General features: G+C 63.5%; 12 protein-coding genes. 8 read left to right on the top strand and 4 right to left on the bottom strand.

What is annotated here, in order from left to right; translation table 11 throughout:
• Positions 1 to 797 precede the first annotated feature (797 nt).
• Positions 798 to 1385, top strand: coding sequence for a cytochrome b (locus tag LQ956_RS05000; RefSeq protein WP_238621052.1), 588 nt, complete (start codon positions 798 to 800; stop codon positions 1383 to 1385).
• 89 nt (positions 1386 to 1474) lie between these two features.
• Here the strand turns inward: LQ956_RS05000 and LQ956_RS04995 are convergent, their stop codons facing one another.
• From LQ956_RS04995 to LQ956_RS04985, 3 genes are all read right to left on the bottom strand, one after another.
• Positions 1475 to 2239, bottom strand: coding sequence for a competence/damage-inducible protein A (locus LQ956_RS04995; protein WP_238621051.1), 765 nt, complete (start codon positions 2237 to 2239; stop codon positions 1475 to 1477).
• A gap of 29 nt (positions 2240 to 2268) precedes the next feature.
• Positions 2269 to 3378 (bottom strand): ferrochelatase, encoded by a 1110-nt coding sequence (gene hemH / locus LQ956_RS04990; RefSeq protein WP_238621050.1) that lies wholly within the window; start codon positions 3376 to 3378, stop codon positions 2269 to 2271.
• Positions 3379 to 3679: 301 nt separating this feature from the next.
• Positions 3680 to 4219, bottom strand: a complete 540-nt coding sequence (locus LQ956_RS04985) for an HNH endonuclease (RefSeq protein WP_238629592.1) — start codon at positions 4217 to 4219, stop codon at positions 3680 to 3682.
• A 370-nt stretch (positions 4220 to 4589) separates the two neighbouring features.
• Between LQ956_RS04985 and LQ956_RS04980 the strand changes: the two genes are divergently transcribed.
• The 7 genes from LQ956_RS04980 (at position 4590) to hrpA (ending at position 15984) form a co-directional block, all read left to right on the top strand.
• Complete coding sequence (locus LQ956_RS04980; RefSeq protein ID WP_238621049.1) at positions 4590 to 5723, top strand: Re/Si-specific NAD(P)(+) transhydrogenase subunit alpha; 1134 nt, start codon at positions 4590 to 4592, stop codon at positions 5721 to 5723.
• 29 nt (positions 5724 to 5752) lie between these two features.
• Complete coding sequence (locus tag LQ956_RS04975; protein ID WP_050814270.1) at positions 5753 to 6010, top strand: NAD(P) transhydrogenase subunit alpha part 2; 258 nt, start codon at positions 5753 to 5755, stop codon at positions 6008 to 6010.
• Positions 6011 to 7393 (top strand): NAD(P)(+) transhydrogenase (Re/Si-specific) subunit beta, encoded by a 1383-nt coding sequence (locus LQ956_RS04970; protein ID WP_238621048.1) that lies wholly within the window; start codon positions 6011 to 6013, stop codon positions 7391 to 7393. It abuts the gene before it with no gap.
• A 115-nt stretch (positions 7394 to 7508) separates the two neighbouring features.
• Positions 7509 to 9746, top strand: coding sequence for a primosomal protein N' (locus tag LQ956_RS04965; protein WP_238629593.1), 2238 nt, complete (start codon positions 7509 to 7511; stop codon positions 9744 to 9746).
• Between the two features lie 141 nt (positions 9747 to 9887).
• Positions 9888 to 11648 carry an arginine--tRNA ligase gene (gene argS / locus LQ956_RS04960; protein WP_238621044.1) on the top strand — a complete coding sequence of 587 codons (1761 nt, stop codon included), beginning with the start codon at positions 9888 to 9890 and terminating at the stop codon, positions 11646 to 11648.
• On the top strand, positions 11648 to 12274 hold the full coding sequence (locus LQ956_RS04955) for an SPOR domain-containing protein (RefSeq protein WP_238621043.1): 627 nt from the start codon (positions 11648 to 11650) through the stop codon (positions 12272 to 12274). The genes argS and LQ956_RS04955 overlap by 1 nt, the downstream gene beginning before the upstream one ends.
• Positions 12271 to 15984, top strand: coding sequence for an ATP-dependent RNA helicase HrpA (gene hrpA / locus LQ956_RS04950; RefSeq protein WP_255721843.1), 3714 nt, complete (start codon positions 12271 to 12273; stop codon positions 15982 to 15984). The genes LQ956_RS04955 and hrpA overlap by 4 nt, the downstream gene beginning before the upstream one ends.
• A gap of 148 nt (positions 15985 to 16132) precedes the next feature.
• Here the strand turns inward: hrpA and LQ956_RS04945 are convergent, their stop codons facing one another.
• The gene (locus LQ956_RS04945; protein WP_238629595.1) at positions 16133 to 17848 is read right to left on the bottom strand and encodes a DUF262 domain-containing protein; all 1716 of its coding nucleotides are present in this window, start codon (positions 17846 to 17848) and stop codon (positions 16133 to 16135) included.
• Between the last annotated feature and the right edge of the window lie 398 nt (positions 17849 to 18246).

Below are 18246 nucleotides of genomic sequence, written 5' to 3'. Positions count from 1 at the left end.
GCTCCCCTGGGGCTCCCAACAACGACAGATTAGGCTAATTATTCCGCATTATCAATGTAGGATATTCTCAGGCATGCCGTTGAATCTGAAGCGGTTTTGTAATCTGGCATAATGCCTGCTAACGGTTCACTGGGCGGACTCATAATCCCTTGGTCGTCGGTTCGAGTCCGACCGGGCCCACCAATCAAATCAGACACTTAGGCAATCACCCCCGCCTCCCCTGATCGTCGGATTGATCCTGCGAACTCACCACGGAACCTCAGCGGGACAATCCGGGCTGCTGGGTCGACATCCATGCCCACGCAATAAGCCTGCTGCTATGCAAGCCCCCATCCGCGCCCCCCGCGCAAACCACATGCCTCGGCGTCGGAAACGGAGGTAATGCGACCAGCGCCCGGAATTCCCGGGCTACCACACCCCCAAGGGCGCCCCCCAATCATGCACTGCCCCGCCGTCACGCCCGCGAAGGCGGGAGCCCAGTCCGGGGCGTGCCAGCCCGTGGCTGGATTCCCGCTTTCGCGGGAATGACCTGGATCACGGCATGCCGACGCGCCCTGGATGCACGACATCCCGGCGAGACCGGGATAAAGTACATCCCGACGATTTTCAGGGCATTTTTTTGTCCCAGATCGTGGACACTCCGAACAAGACCCGCCGATACTGCTAAGCTAGATTGTGGTTTTCTGCAGGGTCGGCATTGATCGCGTCTGCACACGATACATCTGCAGACGGGTTCAGGGGGAGAACAGGCCTGTCGGCCCGTGCGCAAGCTGACGACAACCCACAAGGGAGCAAACATGAGCACTGCCTATCCGACTATTGGCGTGGCCTCCGGGCTACCGCGTTATTCTTATCTGCTGCGACTGCTGCACTGGGTGATCGCCGTCCTCCTCATCATCGCCCTGATCGGCGGCATAACCCTGGGAACACTGGGTTATGAACGTCTCGTGGAACTGGTCGGGACGGAAATGGCCGGCTACGCCTACATGGGACACAAGACCCTGGGGATCACCATCCTCGGCCTGATGGTCCTGCGCCTGCTGGTGCGGGTGAGCCAGGGCACCCCCGAATATGCCATCGACCTGTCCCGCACCCAGCATTTCTTTGCCGGTCTGGTGCATTTCCTGCTGTACGTGCTGGTCATTGCCATGCCCATCATCGGCTGGCTGGCCACCGCTGCCGCCGGCAACCCGGTGAATTTCGGTACCTATGAACTGCCGGGCTTCATCGGCCAGGATCCGGAACTCTCCAAGACCCTGTTCCAGGCCCACACCGTGGTCGCCCTGTGCATCATCACGCTGATCGTGATCCATGTGGCAGCAGCCATCTACCACGCCCGCGTGCGTCGGGACTGGGTAACCACCCGCATCAGCCTGTTCAACTGATCTCAGGCTTAAAGGCCGTCTTACAGGAAAAAAAGAGCCGGGCAATGCCCGGCTCTTTTTTTCACCAATGTTGCGCCACCGCCCCTGCCCTAAGACAGAACCTGCGACAGCTGAGGCTTTTCCACCCAGGGCATGCCACCCCGGTTGAGGGCTTCGATGACCAGGACGGCCGCTTCGGCCACCTGATCGGCCAACCCCTTGATACCCAGTTCCACTTCCCGACAACCGCTTTCCGACGACGGCAGACTGGACATGCGAATCTCAGGAAACCGTGCCAGTACCGCTTCCATCACCGGCACCAGGTCACTTTCGGGGGTATCGCTGACAAGGAGCAGGCGCTCGACGACGGGGACCCGGGAAAAGAGGTGGTTGTAATAGGTATCCAGCACCCACTCCACCATGGGCCAGGCCATGTTGGGGAAGCCGGGGACGCAGTGATGATGCCGCATGCTGAAACCCGGGATCTGATTCACCGGATTGGGGATGAGCGCACACCCAACGGGTAGCTCCGCCATCCGGATTCGATGTGGATAGGCCTGTTCGCCGAAACGCCCTTCCAGAATGGTCACGGCCTCGGGATGCAGCCCGAGTTCTACATCAGCGGCCTGAGCGAAGCATTGCCGGGTACGGTCATCAGGTGTTGCGCCGATGCCGCCGAAACTGAAGATCAGCGCCTGAGAATCCAGCGTCTGACGAAAACTCTCGCCCAGCAGAGCGGGGTCATCCCCCACGAAACGGACGAAGGACAGCTCCAGCCCTCGCCGGGCCAGCACGGAGATGAGAAAGTCCATGTGTTTGTCCCGCCGCTTGCCGGACAAAAGTTCATCCCCGATGATCAAGCCACCGATCTGCATTCAGTTCACATCCCTCGGCTCTTCATGCTTCAGTTCTTCGCCCCCATGGCCAGCGCCCGGGCACGAATCAGCTCACCCGCCTCGCGCTGCGCCTCGCGATCATAGTTCTCGTCCGCCTCGGGCCAGCCCTGCACGTGACGGCAGATCAGATCAGCCAGGGCATCCGTGTGGTCCTGACGGGTATTGAGCGAGGGGATATAGCTGAACTGCTCACCACCCGCCTCAATGAAGGCCTCGCGGCTCTCGTCGGCGATCTCTTCCAGGGTCTCCAGGCAGTCGGCGGCAAAGCCGGGGCAGACCACATCCAGGGATTTCACCCCCTGCCCGGGCAGACCGACGATGGTCTCCAGGGTATAGGGCGTCAGCCACTGGGCCTTGCCGAAACGGGACTGGAAGGACACCAGCCAGCGATCCTCCGACAGCCCCAGACGCTCAGCCACCAGGCGGGCCGTGGTCTGACAGTAGCAATGGTAGGGGTCGCCCTGGTCCAGATAGTCGCGGGGAATGCCGTGGAAGGAGAACAGCAGGCGCTCGCCCCGGCCATGGGTCGCCCAGTGCTCGCGGATACCGGCGGCCACCGCGTCGATGTAGGCGTCGTCGTCGTGATACCCCATGACGAAGCGGGTCTCGGGCACCCAGCGCCATTCACTCAGGGCGCGGGTGACGGCATCGAAGGTGGAGCCGGTGGTGGAGGCCGCATACTGGGGATACAGGGGCAGCACCAGGATGCGGCGGGCGCCGGCGCGACGCAGCTCTTCCAGACCGGAACGGATGGAGGGATTGCCATAGCGCATGGCCACCGCCACCTTGACCGGTCCGTAGAGCCGTTCGGCGATCCGCTGGGCCACCGCCCGGCCCTGAGCCTTGGTGATGGTGAGCAGCGGTGAGCCGTCCTCGCCCCAGATGCGGGCGTATTTGGCCGCGCTCCGGCGGGGCCGGGTATTGAGAATCAGGCCGTTGAGCAGCAGCCACCATACGGGGCGCGGCACCTCCACCACCCGGGAATCCCAGAGGAATTCCTTGAGATAGCGCCTCAACGCCTGCGGCGTGGGCGCATCGGGCGTCCCCAGGTTGGTGATCAGCACCCCCAGGCTATGAAGACTCCCATGTCGGTAATTCGGCTCGCCAATATAGGTCATGGCTTGTTCTGCTTTATGGTTTGACGACAACCCTCGGGTGGCGTGATCGCTCTCCACGGAGATCGAATCACCCTCCCCCCGCAACGCGGGACCGCGAAGGCCAAGTGTACCCCTCCCTACTTCAAGAGCCATCTGGACCGCTCCCCCCAGGACACAAGGCGCGACTGTAAACCGGCAGGCAAGTATGCACCAGCTCCGGAGTACGGCCGCGCAGACGGACAGCCTGCCCCCTCAAGGCAGACCGAAGGAAACCAGTTCCCGGGCAGGGGCACGCCACCGATGATGCCTGATGGACGACGCACTACTGCCGAAGACGCAGTCGCAGGGGACTGGTTCTTGGAAAATGAGCCTGCAGAAACTCCATCTGATCCGCCAGCACGCGGCGTCCCTGAAGATAGATGTATTCCGCATGAGTCGGCACGAAAGGCACCGCCAGCAACTGCATGCCGGCCTGCTCGGGTGTACGGCCGGCCTTGTGGTTGTTGCATCGCTTGCACGCGGTCACCACGTTGCACCATAGATCCTGCCCTCCCTGACTGATGGGGGTGACATGATCCCGCGACAGGTCGCGGTGATAGAAGTGATTGCCGCAGTAAAGACATAGATGAGCATCACGCTTGAACAAGGCCGCATTGTTGAGTGGCGGCGAATAGGCCTGCTTGACGGCCTTGTTGGTACCGTAGGTGGCGATGATGGAATTCACCATCACCAGGCTGCGCCGGCCGGTACGGGCATTGATGCCGCCGCGGATCCGATACAACAGGGAGCCGCAGGTGTAGGCCACCTGCCCAGCGTGGTAGAGCCGCACCGCCTGCTGATAGTCGATCCATTCCATCGGCATGCCCGATGCGTCAGTTCGCAGTACCTGCTGACCGAACTCGTACACCCCTTTACCCTCGGGAGGTTATACCGGCACCGCCCGACTCTGCCGCAAACGGACCCAGAAAGCAATTATCAAGCCGTTGATTCGTTGACCTGAGTCCCCTTGTTCGGCAGCGCCCGACACGATTTTTCGTACCCGGATGACACCATGACCGACATTGGATGTTCAAAGGGCGGATAAATTCCGCTACCATGCCCTGTTTTTGGGCATCCCCCCTTGGGACGGTGCCCGACTGGTTCGCATCCACCCAAACAACCGTTGCAGTCCTCATCGTCAGGATCGGTCGTCATCCGGCCATTACCCCTGCACGGGCAGACGGAGTCAAGCCATGCCGATCAAGATAGCCGTACCCAAAGAGACCGCCCAGGGCGAGCGGCGCGTCGCACTGGACCCCACAGTCGCCGCGCGCTTCACCAAGCTGGGCCTTGAAGTGGTGATTCAGAAGGGTGCCGGGCAAAACGCTCAGTTTCCCGATGACGCCTACGCGGACACCCGCGTGGTGGACGATGCCAAGGCCCTGATGTCGGAAGCCGACATCGTCGTCAAGGTGGCGCCGCCCACCCAGGAAGAAGTGAACATGATGAAGGATGGGGCCACCCTCATCGGCTTCTTCCATGCCCACAAGAACACGGACGTGGTCAAGGCGATGCAGAAGAAGAAGATCACCAGCTTCGCCATGGAACTCATCCCCCGCATCTCCCGTGCCCAGAGCATGGATGCCCTGTCCTCCCAGGCCGCCGTGGCCGGGTACAAGGCCGCCATCATGGGCTCGGATCTGTCCTGCCGTTTCTTCCCCATGCTCACCACCGCGGCCGGCACCATCCGTCCGTCCAAGGTGCTGGTGATCGGTGCCGGTGTGGCCGGCCTGCAGGCCATTGCCACCGCTCGCCGGCTGGGCGCCATCGTCGAGGCCTATGACGTGCGCTCCGCCACCAAGGAGCAGGTGGAATCCCTCGGCGCCAAATTCCTGGACTTGGGCGTGAAGGCGGAAGGGGAAGGCGGCTATGCCCGCGAACTGACCGACGAGGAAAAGGCGAAGCAGCAGGAGGCCCTGGCCAAGTTCATCAGCCAGTGTGACGTGCTGATCACCACCGCCGCCATTCCCGGCCGCCCCTCCCCCATGCTGATTCCCCAGAAGATGGTGGACGGCATGAAGCCCGGCGCGGTCATCATCGACCTGGCCGCCGAAGGCGGCGGCAACTGCGAGTTGACCAAGCCCGGCAAAACCGTCACCAAGGGCAACGTGACCATTCACGGCCCCCTGAACGTGCCCAGTCAGGTGCCGCTGCACGCCAGCGAAATGTACGCCAAGAACCTGCTCAACTTCTTGTCCCCCATGCTCGCCGACGGCAAGCTGAACCTGGACTGGAACGACGAGATCATTGCCAAGAGCTGTCTGACCCACGACGGTGAGATCAAGCACGACGCAACCCGCAGCCTTGTGGAAGGAGATCAAAAGTGATCGAGGGTTTTGTTGCACTCTACATCTTCATGCTCGCCGCCTTTACCGGCTACGAGGTCATTTCCAAGGTGCCGGTGATCCTGCACACGCCACTGATGTCCGGTTCCAACTTCATCCACGGCATCGTGCTGGTGGGTACCATGGTGGCCCTGGGCCATGCCGAAACCACTGCCCAGATGTGGGTGGGTTTCATTGCCGTGATCCTGGCCGCCGGTAACGCCGTGGGTGGTTACGTGGTGACCGAGCGCATGCTCGAGATGTTCAAGTCCAGCAAGGGGGCCAAGTAAATGGGTTTCATCATCAACGTAGCCTACTTTGCGGCGGCGGTGCTGTTCATCGTCGGCCTCAAGCAGATGGCCTCGCCAGTCACCGCTCGTCGCGGGATCGTCTGGGCCGGCTGGGGCATGGTCATCGCCACGCTGGTCACCTTCCTGCACCCTGAAGTACGGGGCTTCATCAACTACCTGCTGATCATCCTGGGTATCGGTATCGGCGGTGGTCTGGCCTGGTACACCGGCAAACGCGTCGCCATGACCGACATGCCGCAGATGATCGCCCTGTACAACGGCATGGGCGGCGGCGCGGCCGCCGGTATCGGCATCGTGGCCCTGATGGGTTCCTACGAGCTGAGCTGGGCCATCCAGTTCATCGCGGTGGTGGGTGTGATCATCGGCGCCGTGGCCTTCTCCGGCTCCCTGATCGCCTTTGCCAAGCTGCAGGGCCTGATCACCAAGTCCCTGCGCTTTGACATGCAGCAGAAGATCAACCTGGGCGTGCTCGGCGCCACCGTGCTGCTGGGCATCATCATCAGCTTCAGCGGTGCCCAGGTGAACGGTGCCCTGCTGACCGTGTTCCTGCTGCTGGCCCTGGCCTTCGGCATCCTCATGACCCTGCCCATCGGCGGCGCGGACATGCCGGTGGTGATCTCCCTGTACAACGCCCTCACCGGTCTGGCCGTGGGCCTGAAGGGTCTGGTGCTGGACAATGCCGCGCTGATGATTGCCGGTATCGTGGTGGGTGCCGCCGGTACCCTGCTGACCCAGCTGATGGCCAAGGCCATGAACCGTCCCATCTCCAACGTGCTGTTCAGCCACTTCGGCGAAACCGGCGGTGGTGATCAGTCCGAAGTGACCGGCACCATGAAGGAGATCGAGGCCTCCGACGCCGGTGTGATGATGGCGTTTGCCGACAAGGTGATCATCGTCCCCGGTTACGGCATGGCCGTGGCCCAAGCCCAGCACAAGATCTGGGAACTGACCCAACTGCTGCAGGAGCGGGGCGTGACGGTGAAGTTCGCCATTCACCCGGTGGCGGGCCGCATGCCCGGCCACATGAACGTGCTGCTGGCCGAGGCCGGTGTGCCCTACGACATCATCTACGACCTGGATGAAATCAACAGCGAGTTCAAGACCGCCGACGTGGCCATCGTCATCGGTGCCAACGACGTGGTGAACCCGGTGGCCCGCTCCAACCCGGAAAGCCCGATCTACGGCATGCCGATCCTGAATGCGGACCAGGCCAAGAACGTCATCGTCATCAAGCGTGGCAAGGGTGCCGGCTTCTCCGGCGTGGAGAACCACCTGTTCTTCGCCGACAACACCCGCATGCTGTACGGCGACGGCCAGAAGGCCGCCAGCGCACTGATCTCCGGCATCAAGGAAATCGGTTAATCCTGCTCCCACGAAGGACCGTGACAAGGCCCGGCGTCATCGCCGGGCTTTTTTCGTTTTACCCCCCCCTCACCCCAACCCCTCTCCCGCAAGGGGAGAGGGGCTTTATCCTCGGATGGATGTGGCATCATTCGCCACCATGCCCCAGTCCTCTGCGCCCACCATCCTCCGTGTCGCCGTCCCCACCCCCGTGCATGGGTGTTTCGACTACCTGCCCGCTCCCGATGAAGCCGACCTGTCCGCCATCGGCGCCCGCGTGCGGGTGCCCTTCGGACGACGCCAGGTGGTGGGCCTGGTCATCGGTCACAGCCGGGAGTCCGACATACCGTCTCACCGGCTGCGCCCCATCAAGGCCACCCTGGATGCCGCGCCGCTCTTGGATGCTCCGCTGCTGAACCTGCTCACCTGGGCCGCCGACTACTATCAGCATCCCCTGGGCGAGGTGATGGCCGCCGCCCTGCCCTTGAGCCTGCGCCAGGGCAAGCCCGCCGAGGCCCGGGGCATCGAGTATGGTATCCCGACCGAGACCGGACGTCGCACCGACCCGGCCACCCTCACCCGCGCACCCCGCCAGGCGGCCTTGCTGCACCTGTTGCAGGACGCTCCCGAGGGCCTGAACCTGGAACGGCTCAGGGAACACCAGGACACCGATCCTCGCCAGTCCCTCAAGGCGCTGGTGGACAAGGGATTGGCAGAGATCCGCAGCCGCCCCTGCCTGAGCCCGCCGGAGACGTCCATGGCACCGGCGCCCGAACTCAATGCCGCCCAGCAACAGGCGGTGGATACCATCGCTGCAACCCTGGGCCGGTTCACCTGCCATCTGCTGGAGGGTGTCACCGGCAGCGGCAAGACCGAGGTCTATCTGCAGGTGATCCGGCAGGTGCTGGCGAGCGGACGCCAGTGCCTGGTACTGGTGCCCGAGATCGCCCTCACCCCTCAACTGCTGGCCCGTTTCCGGGACCGTCTGGATGTCCCCATTGCGGTGCTCCACTCCGGCCTGAGCGACGGCGAGCGTCACTGCGCCTGGCTCTCGGCCCGTAGCGGCGAGGCCGGTGTCATCATCGGCACCCGCTCGGCGGTCTTCGTGCCCTGGGCACGCCCGGGTCTCATCATCGTCGACGAGGAACATGATCCCTCCCTGAAGCAACAGGACGGCTTCCGCTATCACGCCCGGGACCTGGCGGTGATGCGCGCCCATCGGGAACAGGTGCCGGTGGTACTGGGGTCGGCCACCCCTGCCCTGGAGAGCCTGGCCAACGTGGAGCGCGGGCAGTACCGGCACCTGTCCCTGCCCGGCCGGGCCGGTGGCGCCTCGGCGCCGCGCCTGAAGCTGCTGGACGTGCGCAGCCAGTTCATGGATGAAGGCCTGTCCGTCCCCTTGCTGGACCGCATGCAGCAACACCTGGAAGACGATGGCCAGGTGCTGCTGTTCCTCAACCGACGCGGCTATGCCCCGGCCCTGATCTGCCACGAATGCGGCTGGGTGGCCGACTGCCATCGCTGCGACGCCCGCATGACCTGGCATGCCGGTGCCCGTCGCCTGCGCTGCCATCACTGCGGCCATGAAAGCGGCGTGCCCGGCCAATGCCCGGACTGCAGCCGCCCCCTGGCCGGCCGGGGCCAGGGGACCGAACGGGTGGAACAGGCCCTGCGCCGACATTTTCCTGCTTATCCCGTGGTGCGCATCGACCGGGACAGCACCCGACGCAAGGGGTCTCTGGAAACAGTACTGGAGGGGGTGCGCAGTGGCCGGCACCGGATCCTGGTGGGGACACAGATGCTGGCCAAGGGCCATGATTTTCCCAACGTGACCCTGGCGGCCATCCTGGAGGCGGATCAGGGGCTGTTCAGTGCCGACTTCCGGGCAGTGGAGCGGCTGGCCCAGACCATCGTCCAGGTGGCCGGACGGGCCGGGCGCGGAACCCGACCCGGCGAAGTGTTGATTCAGACCCATCACCCGGAACATCCGCTGCTGTTGACCCTGCTGGGCGCCGGCTACGGGGCCTTTGCACGGGCGGCACTGGCGGAGCGCCGGGAGGCCCGGCTACCCCCCTATGCGGCGCTGGCGCTGCTCAGGGCGGAAGCCACGGCGGCCGAAGCGCCCCAGGTGTTTCTGGAGACCGCCCGCCAAGCCCTGGAGTCGGGAACCCCCAAAGGGGTGCAGGCATGGGGGCCGGCCCCGGCCCCCATGGAGCGCAAGGCAGGTCGATATCGGGCGCATCTGCTGCTGCAGGCACAGCGGCGGCAGGATCTGCAGCGGGCCCTGGCGGGCTGGCTGCCCGGACTGGCCCGATTACCGGGGGCCAAAAAGGTCAGATGGTCCGTGGATGTGGATCCGGTGGATCTGCAATGAACGACCGCCCCTCCCCGTCATTCCGACCCATCATCCCGTCCCGCATCCCGGCAAGGGTATTCACCCCCCTTGCCATTCCCGATAGAATCTGCCCTCGTTCAGATGTTCCCCGCCGTTCGCTCTTCTTCGGATACCGAAACCTTGAAACCTCAATTACAGGCCCTGCTCGAACAATCCCTCCACACCCTGACCGGCAACGGCAGTCTGCCCGCCGAGATGAAGGTGGAGGTTCAATTGACGCGCACCCGGGACAAGGCCCACGGTGATTTTGCCACCAATCTGGCCCTGCAGCTGGCCAAGCCCCTGGGACGCAAGCCACGGGAGGTGGCGCAGCTGATCATCGACCACCTGCCCGAGTCGGACATCCTGGACAAGGTGGAGATCGCCGGTCCCGGCTTCATCAACCTGTTCATCAGCCGCGGCGCCCGCCTGACGGTAATCACCCAGGTACTGGAAGCCGGTGACGCCTACGGTCGCAGCCGGCTGGGTGCCGGCAAGAAGGTGCAGGTGGAATTCGTGTCCGCCAATCCCACCGGCCCCCTCCATGTGGGCCATGGCCGCGGCGCCGCCTACGGTGCGGCGGTGGCGGATCTGCTGGAGAGCGTGGGCTTTGATGTGCACCGGGAGTACTACGTCAACGATGCCGGCCGACAGATGGACATCCTCGGCACCAGCGTCTGGCTGCGTTACCTGGAGCGCTGTGGGGTGAAGTTCCACTTTCCCACCAACGCCTATCGCGGCGACTATGTCCGTGACATCGCCGACACCCTGTTCCAGGAACACGGCCAGGACTACGCCGTCACCACCGAGGCCCTGATGGACAGGCTGCCGCCGGACGAGCCGGATGGCGGCGACAAGGAAGCATACATCGATGCGGTCATCCACCGGGCCAAGGCGTTGCTTGGCGACAACCGCTACCGCTACGTCTTCGAACTGGGCCTGAACGTCATTCTGGATGATATCCGTGACGATCTGGCGGAATTCGGCGTCACCTACGAGACCTGGTATTCGGAGCGCTCCCTCACCGACAAGGGGGCCGTCAACAAGGCCCTGGAACAGCTGCGGGATAAGGGCGCCCTGTATGAAAAGGACGGCGCCCTGTGGTTCCGCTCCACCGAATACGGCGACGAGAAGGATCGGGTGGTCCAGCGAGACAACGGCCAGACCACCTATTTTGCCTCCGACATCGCCTATCACATGGACAAGTTCGACCGCGGCTATGATCGGGTCATCGATGTCTGGGGCGCCGATCACCACGGCTACGTGCCCCGGGTAAAGGCGGCGCTGCATGCCATGGGCCGGGACGATGCCCGTCTGGACGTGCTGCTGGTACAGTTCGCCATCCTCTACCGGGGCGGCGAGCGGGTGCAGATGTCCACCCGCTCCGGCAGCTTCGTCACCCTGCGGGAACTGCGTGAAGAAGTGGGCAACGATGCCGCCCGGTTCTTCTATGTCATGCGCCGCTGCGAACAGCACCTGGACTTCGACCTGGATCTGGCCAAGTCCCAATCCGCCGACAACCCGGTGTACTACATCCAGTATGCCCATGCCCGGGTATGCAGCGTGCTGCGGCAGATGCAGGCCAAGGGCCTGAGTCATGATCCGGTCAACGGCCACGCCCGCCTGGATCGTCTGACGGAGGATCATGAATCCGCCCTGCTCAGCAGCCTGGCCCACTATCCCGAGTTGGTGGAAGCGGCCGCCCTGGCGGAAGAACCCCACCAGGTGGCCAACTACCTGCGGGATCTGGCCAATGACTTCCACACCTACTACAACGCCCATCAGTTCCTGGTGGACGATGCCGACCTGCGCGATGCCCGCCTCAACCTGATCCTGGCCGTGCGCCAGGTACTGGCCAACGGTCTCACGCTGTTGGGCGTATCCGCGCCCGAGGAGATGTAATGGCCCGCAGCTCCCGGCGCCAGGCCAGCCGCCGCCGGCAGGCGGAAGAAAGAGCACCTCTGCCCGGCTGGGTCTGGGGCGCGGCCGGCCTGGCGGTGGGTCTGTTCGCTGCCGCGGTGGTCTATCTGCAGACCCAGCGCGACGCACCGACCACCACGACGACGGTGGCGGCGCCCCAGATCCAGCAACAGCCCTTGCAGCAGCCGCTGCAACAGCCTCGACCAGCAGCCCCGGCACCGGCCCAGAAGCCGGTGGAGGAGGCGCCTCGGCCCCGGTTCGATTTCTATACCCTGCTGCCGGAACTGGAAGTGGTGGTCCCGGAACCCCAGGTCCAGCCCCGCACCGCCCCCGGCGGTCCACCGCCCCCACCGACCCCGGTGCAGCAGCCCGGTCGTTACCTGTTGCAGGCCGGCTCATTCCGGGCCCAGCAGGAGGCGGACCGCCTGCGGGCCAGCCTGGCCCTGATGGGGGTGGAGGCCCGTATCCAGCAGGTGTCTGTAAACGGCGATACCTGGCACCGGGTACAGGTAGGACCGTTCACGGATCTGGACAACCTGAACCGGATGCGTGAACGCCTGCACGCCAACCAGGTCCAGACCATCATGGTGCGGGTGCCCGACGCCTGAAGGCGTCAGCATCCCGCCCCCGAAATCGCATGCTCCATTCCAACCTCGATTTTCCCGATGACCTGCCCGTCAGTGCTCATAGAGACGAGATCGGCCGCCTGATCCAGACCCATCAGGTGGTGGTGATCTGCGGCGAGACCGGTTCGGGCAAGACCACCCAGCTGCCCAAGATCTGTCTGGCACTGGGCCGAGGGACCGACGGCCTCATCGGCCACACCCAGCCCCGGCGCATCGCCGCCCGCTCGGTAGCGAGCCGTATCGCCGAAGAACTGAAAAGCCCCCTGGGCGAGCAGGTGGGTTTCAAGGTGCGCTTCTCCGACCATGTCGGTCCCAGCACCCTGGTCAAGCTCATGACCGACGGCATCCTGCTGGCGGAACTGCGCTCGGACCCGCTGCTGAGCGCCTACGACACCCTCATCATCGACGAGGCCCACGAACGCAGCCTCAACATCGACTTCCTGCTGGGCTATCTCAAGCGCCTGCTGCCCCGGCGCCCCGACCTCAAGCTCATCATCACCTCCGCCACCCTGGACCCGGAACGCATCGCCCGCCACTTCACCGATGCCCCGATCTACGAAGTGCCCGGCCGCACCTACCCGGTGGAGATCCGCTACCGCCCGGTCACCGGCGAGGATGACGCCGACACCGAGCGGGATCTGAACGAGGCCCTGCTGGCGGCGGTGGATGAACTGGCCCAGGCCGGCCCCGGCGACATCCTGGTCTTCCTGCCCGGGGAGCGGGAGATCCGCGAGGCCGCCGAGGCCCTGCGCAAGCACCACCCCCGGCACACGGAGATCCTGCCCCTCTATGCCCGGCTGTCGGCGTCGGAACAGAATCGGGTCTTTGCCCCCCATACCGGCCGTCGGGTGGTGCTGGCCACCAACGTGGCCGAAACCGCCCTCACCGTGCCGGGCATCCGTTACGTGATCGACTCGGGGCTGGCCCGCATCGCCCGCTATGCCTGGCGCTCCCGCATCCAGCGCTTGTCCCTGGAGCCGGTGTCCCAGGCCTCCGCCAGCCAGCGGGCCGGCCGCTGCGGTCGCCTGGGACCGGGGATCTGCATCCGCCTCTACGGCGAAGAAGACTTCCAGCTTCGCCCGGCGTACACGGACCCGGAGATCCTGCGCACCAACCTGGCCTCGGTGATCCTGCAGATGGCCCACCTGAACCTGGGTGATCCGGAGGACTTCCCCTTCGTGGACCCACCGGACTCGCGCCTGATCCGGGACGGCTTCAAACTGCTGCAGATCCTGCAGGCAGTGGACGGCGCTCATCGCATCACCCAGACGGGCCGACAACTGGCCCGGTTGCCGGTGGACCCGACGCTGGGCGCCATGCTGCTGGCGGCAAGCCGGGAACAGGCCCTGGCGGAAGTGACCTTGATCGTAGCCTTTTTGGCCCTCCAGGACCCGAGGGAACGCCCCGCCGAGAAACGCCAGGCCGCCGACGAAGCCCACGCCCGATTCCGGGAGCCGGGATCTGATTTTTTGGGTTACCTGAAGCTCTGGGCCGCCTGGCGGGAACAGTCCCGCCATCTGTCCAAGGCCAAGCTGCGGGCCTGGTGCCGGGAGCATTTTTTGTCCTTCATCCGCATGCGGGAATGGCAGGACCTGCACGGCCAACTGCGCCGGAGCCTGCGGGAAATGGACCTGAAGGAGAACCAGGAACCGGCCGAGCCGGCGGCCATCCACCGGTCCCTGCTCACCGGCCTGATGACCCAGATCGGGACCCGGACGGAGAAGAACGACTACCTGGGTGCCCGCAACCGGCGATTTCACATCCACCCCGCCTCCGGGCTGTTCAAGGGTGCCCCGGCCTGGGTCATGGCCGCCGAAATCGCCGAAACCACCCGGGTCTACGCCCGGGAATGTGCCGCCATCCGTCCGGAGTGGCTGGAATCGGTGGCGGGCCACCAGCTCAAGCACCATTACTACGAGCCGCACTTCGAACCCCGCCGGGGCACGGTAGCGGCCTGGGACCGGGTGACCCTGTTCGGTCTGATCGTCAATCCCAAGCGCAAGGTGAACTACGGTCGGGTAGACCCGGAAGATGCCCGTCGGGTGTTCATCCGAGAGGGTCTGGTGGCGGGTCGGCTGCGCAGCCGTGCCCCGGCCCTGGCCCACAATCAGGCCCTGACCCGGGAGATCGAGGATCTGGAGGCCCGCGGGCGGCGCCGGGACCTGCTGGCGGACGAACAGGTGCTCTACGATTTTTACGACAGCCGCCTGCCGGCCGAAGTCCATGACGGCGCGGGCTTTGAACGCTGGCGCAAGCAGGCGGAGCGGGGCAACCCGGCGATACTGCGCCTGGACCGGGACATCCTGCTGCAGCGACAGGCCCCGGACCTGAGCGGCGAGCGCTTCCCGGACGTGCTGGAGAGCGCGGGGCTGCGACTGCCCCTGAGCTACCGTTTCGAGCCGGGCCATGAGGCGGACGGGGTCACCCTCACCCTCCCCCTGGCCGCCCTCAATGCCCTGGACCCGACGCTGGGGGACTGGCTGGTGCCGGGTCTGCTGGAGGAAAAGCTCGCCGCCCTGATCAAGACCCTGCCCAAATCCCTGCGACGCCATTTCGTGCCGGCCCCGGAGTTTGCCCGGGCGGCCCTGGCCCGGCTGGGAGAACCTGAGGGCGAGCTGATCCCGGCCCTGACCCGGGTCCTGCGCCAGATCACCGGCACCGATGTCCCCCTCGACCAATGGCAGCCGGATCGCCTGGAACCCCATCTGCAACTGCGCTACCAAGTGGTGGATGCCCAGGGCAAGACCCTGGTAAGCGGCCGGGACCTGCAGGCCCTGAAGGACCAACTCTCCGGACGGGCGGTGGAGAGCTTCGAGGCCCACCGACCCGAGGACAGGGAACGGGAAGGTCTGACCGACTGGGATTTCGGCCCCTTGGCGGACTTCGTGGAGTTTCAACAACACGGCGCCACCCTGCGGGGCTATCCGGCCCTGGAGGACCGGGGCGACAGCGTGGCCCTGATCCTGGCGGACAGCCCGGCCCGGGCCAGACAGATCCATCGTGCCGGCCTGCGGCGGCTGTTCATGCTGGGGGTGAGGGAACCGATAAAATATCTGTACCGGAGCCTGCCGGACATCCAGCGCCTGTGCCTGCAGTACAACCCCGTGGATCGCTGCGAAGTCCTCAAGGATGACCTGGTGTTTGCGGCGGTGGAGCGGGTGTTCATGGCCGCGCCCTGGCCCGTGGATGCGGAAGGCTTTCAGCAACGCCTGGAGGCGGGCCGGGGCGAACTGGTAGCGACGGCCAATGCCCTGTGCGCCCTGACGGGCGAGATCCTGAGCGCCTATCAGCGCATCCGTGCCCGCCTCAAGGGCGCCCTGCCCCTGTCCTGGGTGGAGGCGGCAGGGGATATCCGGGACCAGCTGGATCATCTGGTCCATCCCCACTGCCTGCTGGAGACCCCGCCGGAGCGGCTGGCGCACTACCCCCGCTATCTGGCGGCCATCGAACGGCGCATGGAACGACTGGACCATGCCCCGGACAAGGACCGGCGCGCCCGGGTGGATGTGGAACCCCTGTGGGAGGACTGCAAGGCCCGCCGGGCGGCCGGACGCACCGGCGGCGAGTGGTCGCGCTACCGCTGGCTGATCGAGGAATTGCGGGTGTCCCTGTTTGCCCAGGAACTGGGGACGGTGGAGAAGGTGTCGGTGAAGCGGCTGGAGGACCTGCGCAAGAGCCTGGATCGGGCGTGATCGCCCCAGCCTGCCCCGGTGCGCGGCAAGCGCCCCAGGCTGGTGAGGGATTCAGCTTACGGCGGCCGCTGATGGCGTTCAGTACTTATCCTTCCCGATCCAGGTGAGTTCGAGTTTTTGCTGATTGACCGTGATCAAATAATCCGGCTCAACTCAGTTGCGCAATGCGCCAGATGGAAGTGGCCTGATCAGCCATCCAGACCTGTCGCGCGGCGATGCGCTCGGGCGTCCATTCGGTGTTGTCCTTTGCCATTTTCTTGGTGATTTCAAAACCGCTTTGTTCATAGCTGGTATGCTTGGCTACGTATTCCGACGTTCCTGCATCACGGTTGGCACCGGATTGCATCAAGGTCATATTGCCTAATCGATAAACAAGATTATTGGCCTCCTCATTGCTGAAGCTACCCCAGCCATCCGGGGCGTTCTGAGGCAGGACATGTTCGATGTTGAAAGCGTCGCTGGTAAAGCTGTGATCCTGCCCAGACAGGTGTTTTTCCAGCGCGCACAGGATGAAACGCACCACGCGGTTGTTGCGTGAATCCGTGGTTCGGATTGACTTCTCGGCAAATGCGGTACGGAAATTTCTGTCTTCCACATAAATACCACGCATGGCCTGCAATACTGGACCCAGTTGATTCAATTCACCTTTAGCCAAGCGTTCGGCCACTGCGTTGTAGGTGCGCTCCTGCTCGGCGGTGCTGTAAGCGCCAATGACGTTGTAGCGCAGAGAAATCACCATCGTAGCGCGCAACAGGCCGGTGAAATCGGCGGCGTCGAGGGCGCGCCGCCCTGCCAGAAGCAGCGAAAATGGTTGCCTCACGCGGAAGGTCTTAAGCACGCCGGCCAGCTGCTTGTCGTCCTGCGGCCACTCCGAGGCTTCCGGTGAGGACAGCGCAAGATAGGTATCAAGATCCGCTTCCATATTCCGTAGTAATTGGAAAACACTTTCCCGGTTTGCAACCTTGGCACGAATGGTCTTGAACAAATCGGCCTGTCGCGCAAAGTTGTGTCGGCTGTTCCAATGCACGCGCAGGAAATCCGGGAAATTCTCCGATTGCAAACGACCTACGATATTTTCCCAGCGCTCTTCCAGGCTGTGCAGTTCATGGTCGGATTCACCGCCACGGTCGAGTACGGAGAAAAGATAGTTCTTGAGAAGGTCGGTGGCTGAAAGGCGCACACCGCGGGCATTCAGCGTCTCGAATACCTTGTACGCATTGAGTTCATCGGTAACGGTGATGACGGTAAAAAACAAACGGTCGCTGATGTCTTCGATCAGTTGTGCCAGCCGCTTGCCTTCATCGCCCGTGCTAGCCTTCAAATAGACGGCGATCTGTTTGTCGAACCATTCGAACGCCTTGCGCAGTAGATGTTCCGACGCACGAAATCCGCGCTGGGGCAAATGCCCGAGCGGCACCAAATAAGTCTGGAAATAATTATTATTGTTGCGGTTGAGCGTGAGCTTGGGACGTGCGATAAGCGTGACGGGGTCGAGATAGCCGACATAGGTTTGCCGAATCTGATTCAGTCGCTGGGCATTTGCTTCAGCTTCGTTGCCTGAATCGATAAGCCGTTGGATATTCTTGAGCACCGCCAGCACGATGAGGCTGATGGTAGTGAGGCGCTGCTGGCCATCGATCACATCGAAAGACTTGTCATCGGCAGATTGCAGGACGAGGTAGCCCATGTAATGCGAGGCATCGCCATCGGCCTGCAACATGGCAAGGATATCCACCCACAAATCCTCCCATTCGTCGCTGGTCCAACTGTAGTCGCGCTGGAAGCGTGGAATGCGGTAAGTCAAACCATTGCCGATCAGTTTTCTGAAGGTGTTGTTCTCAGTCTTGAAGTTGGTAGCGGCCACGTCCGAATCCTCGATTCATTAAACCGGCAATCAAACAAGTATGATTGTTTTCCATTATAAATAAACAAAGCCGATGACTTGAAATTTTCAATCAAAGTCTTTCGATTGCCAGGTCAATAGCTTAACTTCCATTTGACGGTAAACAGCCTGCGCTCCTCGACCTGCCGTTGGAACTGCATTTCAATGCTGACTGACCAGTTAAAAAACCCATTCGGCTTGATCTTTCGCAGCCTGAATTGCCAAGTTTAGCCAATTCTACCAAGAGTTCGCTCCAACGAGGGATGGCGCGTTGGGGGTTAAACTCCGGAGAATACGGTGGCAGATAAAAGCCCCTCCGGCAGGGGGTTTTGATGCACCGCAGCTTTCTGGAGTAATCTCCTGACTTCCTGCATAGCGGA

The sequence above is a fragment of the Ectothiorhodospira lacustris genome (assembly GCF_022227845.1).
GTDB lineage: Bacteria > Pseudomonadota > Gammaproteobacteria > Ectothiorhodospirales > Ectothiorhodospiraceae > Ectothiorhodospira > Ectothiorhodospira lacustris.
Note: the sequence above shows the minus strand (reverse complement) of the source record. Positions and strands in the feature narration are given on the sequence as shown.

Coding starts and splice junctions, on each gene's coding strand:
- LQ956_RS05000 (WP_238621052.1), top strand. CDS start 798: ATGAGCACTGCCTATCCGACTATTGGCGTGGCCTCCGGGCTACCGCGT.
- LQ956_RS04995 (WP_238621051.1), bottom strand. CDS start 2,239: ATGCAGATCGGTGGCTTGATCATCGGGGATGAACTTTTGTCCGGCAAG.
- hemH (WP_238621050.1), bottom strand. CDS start 3,378: ATGACCTATATTGGCGAGCCGAATTACCGACATGGGAGTCTTCATAGC.
- LQ956_RS04985 (WP_238629592.1), bottom strand. CDS start 4,219: ATGCCGATGGAATGGATCGACTATCAGCAGGCGGTGCGGCTCTACCAC.
- LQ956_RS04980 (WP_238621049.1), top strand. CDS start 4,590: ATGCCGATCAAGATAGCCGTACCCAAAGAGACCGCCCAGGGCGAGCGG.
- LQ956_RS04975 (WP_050814270.1), top strand. CDS start 5,753: ATGCTCGCCGCCTTTACCGGCTACGAGGTCATTTCCAAGGTGCCGGTG.
- LQ956_RS04970 (WP_238621048.1), top strand. CDS start 6,011: ATGGGTTTCATCATCAACGTAGCCTACTTTGCGGCGGCGGTGCTGTTC.
- LQ956_RS04965 (WP_238629593.1), top strand. CDS start 7,509: ATGGATGTGGCATCATTCGCCACCATGCCCCAGTCCTCTGCGCCCACC.
- LQ956_RS04955 (WP_238621043.1), top strand. CDS start 11,648: ATGGCCCGCAGCTCCCGGCGCCAGGCCAGCCGCCGCCGGCAGGCGGAA.